Here is an 11,725-nt window from a genome sequence, read left to right as displayed (position 1 = left end):
CGCGGGCGTCAAAGACCGGATATCCAATTTTCGAGTTCTGAGACTTCTGCGACCTCTTCCTGCTCTCCCCACTTCAGCATCACGTCAGGAATGGTGAATTTCCCACCCTGAGAGTTCAGCATTGCAACGGAGATCTGCGCCGCCTGTGCATCGGCGCGCCAGTCACCAATTGGACTGATGCGGTCGAACTCGATCCACATTTTGAGCTCGCTGGCGGTCATGGTCTGGCGCAGTTCGTGAAGAGTGCGCCCCATCCGGAGCGCCAATGACATCAGGAAAAAGGTCAGCGGCTGCTTTACGGCTTTCCCGCTTCTTCCTGGCTCATTCCGAGGTTGAGGGCCTGAGCCAGCAGGCGGGAGTGCACAGGACCATAAATTTTAGATACCTGCTCTTGATCCTCATCGCTGAATACGCGCTCGCCGTTTTCATCCAGCAGAACGTCAATAAACAGAACCACATCAGCCTCTTTGTTACGCAGAAACTTTTCAGCCTCCGTCAGCGTCGGTGCCTCTTCGCCATCGGCGAGCTGGGGATTAACGATCTCCCTGAATTTCACCCAGGCATCGCCAGAAGGTTCACGCAGCGTTACCTTTGCTCCATCCCATTCAGGGACCGTGATACCTTCTTTGGTGCGATAGGCTTTCGATGCTGTAAGCGCCACGTTGCGTAATGAATTCTGTGATGTTTTTTGCGCCATTTCATTTTTCTCTTGTTACATGGTCGAAGGGATAAAAAAAGCGGCCGAAGCCGCTCAAGAACCAGACGCGTGGATGCGTTTAGGTTTGCCGCGTACACGCAGAGAATAGGTAGCGCCAACAACGGAAGAGGTTGCAGCAGACCATGAGCTCTGGCGTACCTCCACCAGCACGTAGAAACCGTTGCCAGACGGGAATACCACGCGCAGCGCGCGCAGTTCGTCATTTTCGTAAGCGGTCTGCAGTGCCTCCTGTGCTGCTTCATCGCCAACCCAGTTACGGGTAATGCTCATTTCAGCAGGCGCGGCGAGGCCGTTGGTTTGCTCCTGTTCAGTTGAGCAAAGCGTGGTTACGTCGATATCCCCTTTCTGCCCGCCGGTGAAGGTGATCTCCTTTGTTGCACAGGCCGCTTCGAGCCAGGTAATGCCAGCCCCCGGGAAACCTGAGGCGTTAAAATCCTCAGCGGTTACCGGTGCGTCGGAGACGGCAAAGGTCATCCCCTTTGTTACTTCATACTTACTGGTCATGGTTTCTCCAGATAAAAAAGACCGCCGGGGCGGTCTGTTATGGTGGGTAAGGTTAAACGGTTACCTGAAATTCGAGCGTTGCCCGGTGATATCGCAAATCAGGCTCATAGCCCGGCGTTTTCACAATGCTTTCCGGCTTCAGCACCTGCAGAGCATCAAGCGCCATATTCCTGATCGTGCGCGCTTCAGCGATGGTGCTGGAATAGACATCAACCTGCACAGAAACGGCAGATTCAGCCTGACCGCAAAGAACGTCTGCGGCCACGTCGGTAATAATCGAGAAAATTACCCAGGGCGGAGAGACTGAAGGCTTCCCGTCACTGCCGAGCGGCGCAACATAGGGATAAACCTGCCCTCCGGCCAGCGGCGCCAGCAGAGGATAGAGTTCGTCTTCCGTCATTTGCTTAATGCCTCGTCAATGGCCTGGTTCATGCGCCTGATCGCAACCTCCGTCGCCTGCTCCTGGCGAACATCGAACGCGGGACGAATGAAAGGGTGCGGTGGCATGTTAACGGTTCCCATTTCAACGAATCGCCAGTAAAAGGCGTTTCTCGGGTTCTTCGCCTTCATCGTGTTATCGCTGTTGCCGGTGCGCGGGTTAACGCCACGAATATGGACGCCGGAAGAAATTTCCCCGCGGCGACGGCTTTTTTGAGTCACCACCACCACGTTTTTTTTCAGTTTCCCGGTACGCACCGGAGCGCGGGCGATCACTTCTTCCTTAAGCACTTCGGCGCCGGCGCGCGTGGCATCACGCAGAACCTTGTTGTTTTCAGCGCGGCTAAGCGCCTCCAGATCCTTTGCGATGTCATTCAGCCCGGAAAAATTGAGCCTCGTATCAATCATTTTTCGGTACCCTGTTTGCAAAGAATTTCGAGCTGAACACCGCGAGAGTCAGGGATTGGCGGACCAATGATATTCAAAATGGCCCCCTTGAACGCGCCAGTCATAACCCTGAGTCTGGACGCAGCAGTTATATCGCTACGAAATCGTGTCCATACCCTGATAGTGGCGACTGCGGTTTCAGCACCAGCGGCTACCAACTCGCGCCCACTAATGCCCTTTACTTCTGCCCAGGTTTCTGCGCCGTCATGCCATGTTTCAACAGGCTGGCCAGAAGGATCTCTGGATGTTGTGATGTTCTGAACCACCACCCTGTCTCTCAGTCTTCCGGCCTGCATAAAGTCCTCCTAAACCCCGTAAATTCGGTATGGCTGCAGTAGAGCTTCTACGGCTAAAGGCACCGCTGATGTAATATTTCCGATGTTCACAGCCTCTCGGTTTGCATACCAGTGACCAATCAACAGTAGCATTGCCGCCTTAACATCATCATTCAGTAGAATCGGATCCGGGTCATCTGCGTAGCCAGGAGAGCTTTGATTTTCATAGAGCGTTCGCCTTGTCCATGTCTGGACGTAACGCGCCGCCGCACCTGTGTATATCTCCAGCAGAGCATCATCACCCGTAAAGTCGGTATCAATGCGGCAATGCTGTTTCACCACATTCTGATCAAGCATCTGTTTGCCCCAAAAAAAAGCGGCCCGAAGGCCGCAATATTTATCAGCTCCCCGAGCCGGTGCTGAATGAACCGTACACGAACGCTTCAGGGCGTTTCACAGCCAGCGCCAGACGTTCTTCGCAACGGATGGTGATCATGTTTTTCTCGAAGTCGTCGGCGTTCTCCGTGGAGATAACCACGTTCGCATCTTCGCGGTCGAAGATTTGCGCCCCAGCGTTGAAAGCACCAGTCAGGAATTTACCCTGGAAGGCCGCCGCTTCCGTGGCTACAACCGGCAGGCCCCAAAGCGTCGGTCCAGTCAGCGCCGCAGGGTTAGCCAGAATGTATCGGCCCAGGCTGTCTTTGGTCAGTTCGATCCGCGCCCAGTCAATGAAGTGAAGAACGTGGCCGGATGCCGGGAAGCGCGCCAGTTGCGCCTGCAGCATTGCCAGACGCAGATCGTCAATACCGCTCTGCTGTTCTACAGTAAACGCCGGGTTAAATGCCGACGCCTGAGGAACAATGCCGTGCAGATGCACGCCGGTACCATCACCGAAGAGAATTTCCTGCTCTTCCGCGTACTTCAGTCCGTAGCGCATTTCTGCATCAACGGTTGACTGCAGCTGTGCGAAGTCATCCAGGATCTGCTTTGAGGCTTTGAACAGGTGAGCGATGGTGCTTACGCCAGTGATTTTCGGCGTAAACTCAATTTCGCTGTATGGTTTCTGTGTATTTTCAGGAACCACTTTCGCGTTGTTGGTAAAGCCAGTCTGTTGCACCCAGAAAATAGCAGGGGAGGAAGTGCGACCAGGCGCAATCAGATCGCGGATGAACAGGCGCTGCTTCGGTGCCGTATCGATGCCCGGAATTCGCTGCGGTTCGATAACGCCATCAGGCACATCAGCAGAAGTCAGTGCCGCCTTAACCGGGATACTGATACGTTTGCCACCTTCCACCCCGGAGGCAAAGGTTTTCAGCGCTTCAGCAGAGATCACCTGCTGACCGATTGACTCCACAACATGCTTCGCGTTTGCCAGCGGCATCTGGGCAACATGTTGCTCCAGTTCGCCCATAGCTGCCTTCAGCGTTTTTTCTGCCTCACGCAGTGCGTTGAACTCAGAAGCCATTTTATCGACGGCTGCCTTTGTTTCTTCTGACAGCTTGCCGGACTTCTGCGCCTCCTTCACTGCTTCTTCTGCTTTCGCGTTGAACTTGCCGGTAGCCTCTTCAATGCTGGCCGTGACTTTTTTCAGAATATCGTTTACTTCAGACATAAAGGGTCCTTATTTGACTAACGCCGCCAGGGCGCTTTCAAGTGAATTGATGGTTTCAGGTTTGATGTCTTCGGCAGCGCCCGGCGTACCGTCGTTGGTGGTGACAGCGCCAGGCATGCCACCGGATAAGGCTTTAATGAGTTTTCTGCGCTCAGAGCGCGGGGTGTTGGTCTTGGCCAGCAATGCATCAAGTTTTCGAAGCGCGGCTGCAGGCGATTCGTTGCCGTCGCTGACCGCATCAGCAGAAAGCAAGCTGTCTGCCAGTCCCTTCGCTACTGCATCACTGCCACCGATATAGCTTTCCGCGTCCATCAGCTTCTGCACAGCGGCCATATCAAGGCCGGAGCGCGCCGCGTAGATGTCAGCCATAGCGGTATCGAAGGGTTCCAGTGACTGTGCCAGTTCTGCAAAATCATGGCGGTTTCCCATCGCGTATACCCAGCAGTTGTGGATCATCAGGAAAGCACCGCGGCCAATCTGAATATCATCCCCGGCCATCGCAATTATCGAGGCGGCGCTGGCGGCAATGCCCAGCACCTTCACCGTTACACGGCCTTCGTATTCGCGGAGCAGGTTATAAATAGCCAGACCTTCGAACATGTCTCCGCCCGGTGAGTTGATATTCACCGTGACGTCGGCGCCGTTCATCGCCCGAAGCGCACCGGCAATACGTTTAGCTGTTACCCCTTCGCCCCAGTAGTCCTGCCCGATAACATCAAAAACAGAAATGCTGTTATCGTCGGTGGCCGCCGCTTTGATCCCGCCGTCCCAGCGGTCCAGTGCGGACGGTAATGTTTCACAGGTAACGCGCGCGCAGGGGCGACCCGCCGGTGCTACCGGAAGTTGTTTTTTGCTCATCAGGAAAGGGCTCCTAAGCGGCCTGTTTCAGCGGAGATTGTTCAAAGGAAATATCGGGGAATACGTGGTTATGCAGCTCTCGCAGGGCCAGTGCCTGAACAGCAGGGTTGCTGCTTTCGAGATTTTTCAGTTGCGTCAGGTTGAGCTGAACGGTGTAAATATCGCCCCCTTCAATTGGCGGCATGTTCTCAAGACGACGAACGTCATTACGGGACATCCAGCCATTCTGAAGCGCGCTGGTATAGTATGCCGCGCGACCAGCACTATCGGCTCGCAGTAGACCTTCAACAGAGAATTCTGCAAACACTTCATCATCGCTGTCGAGTAAGCACCGGCCAATTTCCTGCTCAATATTCACCAGCAGCGGTCGAAGGGTATGAGTCAGAAACTGCAGGTTCATACCTTCCAGGCTGGATGCCCAGCTGCTTTGTTTCGTGGTGTGACCAACCATGAAAGGCGGAACGCGAAACCAGCGGCAGATCTCCTCAATGCTAAATGCGCGGCTTTCGAGCATCTGAGCATCTTCCGGGTTCATGGTCACGCCCTGATATTTCAGGCCGCCTTCAAGAACCATAATTTTTCCGGCGTTTTTGGAGCCGGTGAATGATGCCATATAGCCACGAAGTCTTTCACGTTGGTCGTCTGTCAGCGCATTATCAGCGGAGAGAAAACCTGAGCTCTGCAGACCCTGCTCGAATATCTTCGCCGCGGACTCTTCAACGGCCATTGCTGAACCGATCACATCCCGGCCAGTCTTCATCGGCATCATGCCGCAAACACCGTCCAGACCGAACCCGCGAATGTGCATAATGTTTTTGACCGAAATGACGCGTTCGTTTCCGTTTTCAGTGTATTTGTATTCCAGCGCCCCGGTAGTGAGACGTTTAACCACCATGTTCTGCGGCAGTAAAGGCACCAGCGAAACCAGGCGGTTTGCGATGAATTTCTTCTCAATGAAGGCGTTCCCGCGCAGGCAAATACTGGCGACCACCATCAACATAAAGCGTGATGGTGTCATTTCTGAATTGGGTCGGCGGCAGAGTATCGAATAGGCCGGATGATCAGTTGCCGCTTTACGCGAACCGTCAGGCTGTCGAACGTATATTTTCAGCGGAAGGGTTGAAATAGACTCGCTTAACAGTCTTACGCATGCCCACACAGCCGACAGCTGGATGGCTTTATCGGCCGTGACTACCTTTCCGCTGCTGCTGGTGCCAAACCATTCCTCCCAGAACGTGCCGGTAGTCAGGCTGATAGGCACACCGAGCCAGTTAAGCAGAGCGCTTTTCACCCTGCCTGGCTGTTTGTTTTTTTTCATCAGAAACCTACCATGATGGGATTATTGAAGAATCCGGAGAGATCCTGCTGGTCGTTACCACCGTTAACCAGAACGCGGCTCATTGCTGTGAACAATGCCGCCGGGCCATCAATCTTGGCCTCTGGTGTGGACTTGTTCGGGAAAATATTCTCGTTCCGGTCAGGTTTGACGGTTACGTTGGACATCATCCAGTTCATTACCGGGTGATCGCTGTGATGGAAGCGGCCACCGTATACCAGTGCTTCGACCTCTTTCATCGCCTCAGAGAAATTGCGAACCGTCTGCGGTACTTCCACCAGCGGCAGCCCTTCTTCTGCCAGCGCAAGGCTGAACTGCGTCGCACTCCAGGGATCGAAGCCAATTTCTTTCAGACTCTCGCCAGCAACCCACAACTGCAGCTCTTCCTTAATCTGAGCATGGTCGATTACATCCCCGTCGGTAAGGATCAGCTTGTCCATATCGGCCCACTTACGATAGAGTTCTGCCATCTGGCGTGAACACTTCTCAAGGCGACCCTCCGGCAGCCAGAATTTAAAATCCGCATGAACGTGGCCACCTGGCGCGCGCCAGACTTTAGCGGCTGCACAGATATCAATTTTGTTTGAAAGGTCAACGCCCACCCAGGAGGGATAGGTTTTAAGTTCGTGCAGCGGGGCGATAAACTCGCATTTTTCCCATTTCATCATGTCCATCCAGGCAGACTCAGCGGTAACCCAGATATTCATGTGTTTGGTGAAAAAGTTAATCCTGGCCGAAACCTGCTCTTTCGCCTTTTTAGCCAGGCGGCGCAGATCATCCCAGCGCTTACAGATACCTAGCCCCGGATTCGCCTTCTGCCAGACTTTTTCATCAAAGGGATCGTCACCTTCATCTAAGGTGTAGATGATGGCAAAAAACGTATCGTCTTTAACCAGGCCGCGCAGGACCTTGATTGCGTAATCGCGTAGTTCGTAACAGATACCTTCTTTGTTGAAGCCTGCGGTGGTGATACCGAAAAGCAGCGATTGCAGGCGCGCGCCGGTTGCCGTCTCCAGAACGTCCCAGACGTCACGGGTTTTGTGAGCATGCAGCTCGTCGACGATGGCGCAGTGGATATTCAGGCCGTCGAGGTTGTTCGCATCTGATGATAAAGGCTCGAATTTGGAGGCGGTTTGCTCCTGGTAGATAGCGAGCTTGTTGAATTCGAAGATCCGCCCAAGAGTGGCTTTCGCCTTCTTGACCATATTTTTTGCGTCTTCAAAAACAATTCGTGCCTGGTCACGGGTGGTTGCAGCGGAATACACCTCCGCCCCGCCCTCGCCGTCTGCGCCAGCCATATAAAGCCCCACGCCGGAGCAAAGTGTTGATTTGGCATTTTTACGGGCCACCTCAACATCTGCTGTACGGAAACGCCGAACCATCACCGGCCGACCGCTGCCGTCGTTACGCAGGACGGTTTCCCCCGTCTCTTCGTTAACCAGCGGGATAACAAAACCAAAAATATTAATCAGGATGAAAACATGCCAGTCCATCAGCTCAATAGGCTGGCCTGCCAGGGCGCCTTTCACGTGAGGTACAAAATTATAGAAATTCAGAATGTGCTGCGCGCGCGGCTCACTGAAGAAAATACCGCGCTCTTCGCCGTGTGCCAGATCGTCAAGAAAACGCTGACAGGCAAGGCGCACATACTCACAGGCAATAATTTCCCCCGCCACCACCCTCTCGGCGTAGCGGATGCCTTCTGCAACCTTCGCCATTAATCCCTCGCTTTCATAAACTCGGCCAGCGGATCAACCGCATCAGGACCTTTTGCATTCACTTTAGAGCGGCTGGCTGGCGTCATGCCGAACTCACCGAGCATGGCGCGCAGACGTTTCCAGGCATCAGCTTTCATGATGGCCGCCGGATGAGCCTTGATCATGCGAATCTCTCGCTCTTTGCCTTCGTCTGGCTCTTCGTCGCTATAAACGGCGTAGGTATAGCCTTCTCTCTCCAGCGTATCGCAGTGATGCCGGTACTCGGTGTAAACCTCAACCAGAAGTTCAAGCGCTCTCGCGTCCAACTGCGACATGACGCCAAGCGCATCGAGCTCTTCAGCCATACGCCTGAACCAGTATTTCCCCTGCTTGTCGAAATGCTTCGGCGTTGGGGGTACCCCTGCAGCGGGCTTAGGTTCGTTTTCATTAATCGGGCGTTTTGATGGGTTACCCCTCACCAAACGTAGATGGGTCGGGGTTTTCGGTGGTCCAGACATAATCGAAAACTCCTATTAATCATCGAATGGGGGACCCCATAAAAAAGTTTTCTAACCTGCGGCGATGTGAAAAGAGGTTAGGCGGCGGTCCTTTGGCGCGTCGTTCCTGAACTTTCAACCCGCCCTCCCCCTCGGTCGATTCAAATGAGAATTGATGTCATTTGAGTCTTTCGACCGCTGTCTTCGCCCTGTGGCAAGGCTTGCAGAGGCTTTCGAGGTTGGACAGGTCATCGGTCCCCCCATTTGCCTTGGCGGTGATGTGGTCCACCGTCTCAGCGGGTGTATACCTTCCATTTCGCAGGCATTCCTGACAAAGGTGTTTATCTCTGTCGAGAACGATTGGGCGCAGCCTGTCCCACTTGCTGCCATAACCTCGCTGATGCCTGCTCTGCCCTCGCTGATGCTGCTGCCAGCCTTCATTAAGGTGCTTGGGACAATAGCCTGAGCGGTCTGTGGTTGTGCCAGGACAGCCACGCTTGCGGCATGCCCTCGGTATTAATGCAGGCATCAGGCTAACCTCCATGCCCGGCGCCGTTCTGTGCGTGGCGCTGAGTCAGGGTGACGCTCAACAGGCTCACCATCGGCATGGTCCACCAGCGAGTAACAGGGATAAACCACAGCGCCGCCATAGGCATCACCAACGGCATAATCGGCAGGCTTGCTGCTGTCCCATTGAGACAGCACACGGCTGATGCTTTGAGGCGGTATGCTGTAGCACACGCCATGTATCAGGCGTTGCAGCATAATGAAGTCAGACCGCACCTTATCCGCATTAATCAGGCGTTCAGCTATCTGCATTTGGTATTGCGGTGGCCGCCCGGTGCCCAGATAAAAACTAAGCATGTCGTCAGGAAAGCGCGATACCCAGTCCGTTACCTTATCGGTGAATCCCTCAACTGGCAGCGCGTCGTCTTCCAACACCACTACCCGGCAAGGTTGCTCATCAGCCCATTCGATAGCGCGTCGGTGATTCCAGTTCGCGCCGTGGTTACCGTCATCAATAAGCAGATGAGCATCCAGCAGCGCGGCAAGGCGTTGCGCATGACCTATGCGAAAGTGATGGCCAACAACGCAGAACTTAATATCTGTCAGCATCATTATGGGTAAACACCTTATTACGGGCTCGTCGTGCGGCTTCAGCAGCCTCCTCAAGATTATCGAAGAAGCCTACGCAGTGCGCCTTTCTGTTGTGGCTGTAGTACGCATGCCATTTGCCAACCTGAGGATTCCATCTTACCCCGCGCTTCCCAGATGAATTCCGTGTGATAGCGGGTCCCTCTCGGTTTTCGCTATTTTGCTTTGGAGTTACGAGTCTGAGGTGGGAAGGATTAACGCATAGAGTGTTATGACACTTATGGTCCACGAGCATGCCAGGCGGAATATCACCATGCTTCAGAAACCATGAAAGCCGATGAGAAGACCAAAAAACACGACCTGCTGGCGTTCTCGGCCCCGCTATTTTCCCGTATATCTGAGGTTTGATATGTCTTCCGCCACCAGGTTGAATGGTTGCGCCGAGCCAAATCCAGCACTCATCGTCACCACGCTTATCAACCTTTTCCCAGAATCTTTCCTCAATGGGTCTTTTTTTAGGCATAGAAAACCCTTCCACGAAAAGGAATAAAGAAATTCAATAGAGGTTACTTATGGCGCCAGAAAGCTACTTCTTTCCCTAGGCCATCAGTCTTAAACACTGTGTGGATGCGCGGGCCGGTGACAATTCGATCGCCAAACGATTTAGCAACAATGCCGAAAGCGATCATATCCCCCACCGCAGCGCCAGCCTGTTCTTTCTTCCAGAAACGATAACTTTCTATCCGGTAATAAAGTCGGATGATGCCGTGAGCGAACGCCATCACATCAGCGCGAGTGCCACCCAGCAGGCCAGCATTAAGCATCACATCGTTGCGGTGCGCTTCAATGAATTCCTGATAGATACGCTCAGGATGATTCTGTTTCGCCCAGGTGTCGGCGTATGTCTTCGGTTCAGAACAGACATACACCTTCCCGAGTTCCATTTCTTCCCACGGCGCGTGAAGCATTTCGACATCGGTACCATCGGTACACCAGACGAACCGGTATTCAGGGTGATCGCGTAGATGCTGCCAGATGTGAAGCCAGCGCCGGAAATAGACGTTCATCTTCACGTCAGGAACGCGATACAACTCAACGTCTGCCGGTGCCGTCTGCAACTCATCCACCAGAGCAACACGACCACAATTCCGAAGCGAGGCAGCCCACCTGGACAGCATGTCAGGTGCGGCCGCCATTTTCGTGCCGCGCTGCGGGTCTGGCTGGCTGGTCAGCAGAGTAGTAATAACCACGTCGCGCTGCTCCCGATACTCTACGTATCCGGTAAACCCTGCATCACGCCGTTCGTTGTGGATTTTAACGTTACGTTCCACGAGCGCCTGCCGGTCTGGTTTCGGTACCGAACGCTCTACAGCCTCATGCTCATCAAGAGAATTAATCAGCTTTTCTGAACCGACGACATCAGCGTAAGCCCACGTCGTGAGGCCTGCGTTATGAATCCGCAGGGCGAGGTCGCTGTGCTCGTACATGCCGCGACCATAAACCGGATCGAATCCGCCCACCTTCTCGATGGCGCTGCGGTGGTAATACAGCATCACGCCGCGCTGCCCGGTATACGCCACATGCTGATCGTCATGGTAAAGCACCGAAAGGTCATTCAGCTTATTGCGGCCAGCCAGATCGAGAAACTGGTAAGCTAAGTGCGGCTCTGGTGATTGGATGTAAGGGAGGTGCCAGTTATCAGCGATAGGCCAGGCGTCATCATCCCATAAAAACAGATGCTCACACCCGGCATCCATCAGGGCTGACAGGCTGGCGTTCTTCGAAGCAACAATGCCGAGTGATGTTTCATGGCGAAGCAGCTGCACGCCGTGGGGAACTACCGCTGCAGGTTTTGAACCATCATCGACTACCACCACCAGCGCGCCGGCTGGCAGATGTATCAAGTGCTGTTCAAGCGCTCGTTTCAGAACGTCAGCGCGCTGGTGTGTCGTTATCGCAATGCCAATCCGTGACGCTGAAGCACAGGCAGGCAAATACGGGACACCATCAATAGTGACCTGCATAATTTCTCCATTAGTTATTCTTATTTAGTTGATAAAGAGAGTAAGATTACTTGAATGTATTATGTCGTTTGCTCAACCAGTGCAAAAATGCATTTAGATAAACCATATAATCATTAGGATTATCAAATAGTTAAAAAACACACTCTTCTGAGAGGGCGAGATTTATGACAGAGAAAGCTGACCTGCCCCCACGATTAGATACAACACTCAGTTAGTAACGTCGG

16 protein-coding genes are annotated in these 11,725 nt (G+C 53.6%); all 16 read right to left on the bottom strand.

Going from position 1 to position 11,725, the window contains the following annotated elements; translation table 11 throughout:
* Positions 1-8: 8 nt before the first annotated feature.
* The 16 genes from ACVCAM_RS22860 to ACVCAM_RS22785 all read right to left on the bottom strand — a co-directional run bounded on the left by ACVCAM_RS22860 (position 9) and on the right by ACVCAM_RS22785 (position 11,501).
* The gene (locus ACVCAM_RS22860) at positions 9-272 is read right to left on the bottom strand and encodes a phage tail assembly protein T (RefSeq protein ID WP_045261725.1); all 264 of its coding nucleotides are present in this window, start codon (positions 270-272) and stop codon (positions 9-11) included.
* Between the two features lie 23 nt (positions 273-295).
* Entirely contained in the window at positions 296-697 is a 402-nt protein-coding gene (locus tag ACVCAM_RS22855) for a phage tail assembly chaperone (RefSeq protein WP_045261726.1), read from the bottom strand.
* Between the two features lie 54 nt (positions 698-751).
* Entirely contained in the window at positions 752-1,222 is a 471-nt protein-coding gene (locus ACVCAM_RS22850) for a phage tail tube protein (protein WP_045261727.1), read from the bottom strand.
* A gap of 52 nt (positions 1,223-1,274) precedes the next feature.
* Positions 1,275-1,622 (bottom strand): tail completion protein gp17, encoded by a 348-nt coding sequence (gp17, locus tag ACVCAM_RS22845; protein ID WP_046091698.1) that lies wholly within the window; start codon positions 1,620-1,622, stop codon positions 1,275-1,277.
* A complete protein-coding gene (locus ACVCAM_RS22840; protein WP_447093675.1) occupies positions 1,619-2,068 on the bottom strand; it encodes an HK97-gp10 family putative phage morphogenesis protein in 450 nt (149 codons plus the stop codon). Before ACVCAM_RS22840 ends, gp17 begins: the two co-directional genes overlap by 4 nt.
* Positions 2,065-2,403 (bottom strand): phage head closure protein, encoded by a 339-nt coding sequence (locus ACVCAM_RS22835; protein WP_046091697.1) that lies wholly within the window; start codon positions 2,401-2,403, stop codon positions 2,065-2,067. The genes ACVCAM_RS22840 and ACVCAM_RS22835 overlap by 4 nt, the downstream gene beginning before the upstream one ends.
* A 9-nt stretch (positions 2,404-2,412) precedes the next feature.
* A complete protein-coding gene (locus ACVCAM_RS22830) occupies positions 2,413-2,739 on the bottom strand; it encodes a head-tail connector protein (protein ID WP_420969883.1) in 327 nt (108 codons plus the stop codon).
* Positions 2,740-2,782: 43 nt separating this feature from the next.
* On the bottom strand, positions 2,783-3,994 hold the full coding sequence (locus tag ACVCAM_RS22825; RefSeq protein WP_046091695.1) for a phage major capsid protein: 1,212 nt from the start codon (positions 3,992-3,994) through the stop codon (positions 2,783-2,785).
* Between the two features lie 9 nt (positions 3,995-4,003).
* Positions 4,004-4,852 carry a head maturation protease, ClpP-related gene (locus tag ACVCAM_RS22820; protein ID WP_046091694.1) on the bottom strand — a complete coding sequence of 283 codons (849 nt, stop codon included), beginning with the start codon at positions 4,850-4,852 and terminating at the stop codon, positions 4,004-4,006.
* 13 nt (positions 4,853-4,865) lie between these two features.
* Entirely contained in the window at positions 4,866-6,170 is a 1,305-nt protein-coding gene (locus ACVCAM_RS22815) for a phage portal protein (protein WP_420969887.1), read from the bottom strand.
* On the bottom strand, positions 6,170-7,906 hold the full coding sequence (locus tag ACVCAM_RS22810; RefSeq protein ID WP_196367894.1) for a terminase large subunit: 1,737 nt from the start codon (positions 7,904-7,906) through the stop codon (positions 6,170-6,172). The genes ACVCAM_RS22815 and ACVCAM_RS22810 overlap by 1 nt, the downstream gene beginning before the upstream one ends.
* Positions 7,906-8,403, bottom strand: a complete 498-nt coding sequence (locus ACVCAM_RS22805; protein WP_045326830.1) for a phage terminase small subunit P27 family — start codon at positions 8,401-8,403, stop codon at positions 7,906-7,908. Before ACVCAM_RS22805 ends, ACVCAM_RS22810 begins: the two co-directional genes overlap by 1 nt.
* 157 nt (positions 8,404-8,560) lie before the next feature.
* Positions 8,561-8,911, bottom strand: a complete 351-nt coding sequence (locus tag ACVCAM_RS22800) for an HNH endonuclease (protein ID WP_032619870.1) — start codon at positions 8,909-8,911, stop codon at positions 8,561-8,563.
* Positions 8,911-9,501 carry a hypothetical protein gene (locus ACVCAM_RS22795; protein WP_447093674.1) on the bottom strand — a complete coding sequence of 197 codons (591 nt, stop codon included), beginning with the start codon at positions 9,499-9,501 and terminating at the stop codon, positions 8,911-8,913. The genes ACVCAM_RS22800 and ACVCAM_RS22795 overlap by 1 nt, the downstream gene beginning before the upstream one ends.
* Positions 9,482-10,000: an HNH endonuclease gene (locus ACVCAM_RS22790; RefSeq protein ID WP_079967913.1), complete on the bottom strand. Its 519-nt coding sequence runs from the start codon at positions 9,998-10,000 to the stop codon at positions 9,482-9,484. The genes ACVCAM_RS22795 and ACVCAM_RS22790 overlap by 20 nt, the downstream gene beginning before the upstream one ends.
* A gap of 43 nt (positions 10,001-10,043) precedes the next feature.
* Positions 10,044-11,501 (bottom strand): glycosyltransferase family 2 protein, encoded by a 1,458-nt coding sequence (locus ACVCAM_RS22785; protein WP_447093673.1) that lies wholly within the window; start codon positions 11,499-11,501, stop codon positions 10,044-10,046.
* Positions 11,502-11,725 lie beyond the last annotated feature (224 nt).

The sequence above is a fragment of the Enterobacter sp. CFEC122 genome (assembly GCF_052983755.1).
This window is presented reverse-complemented; position numbering and strand designations above follow the sequence as displayed.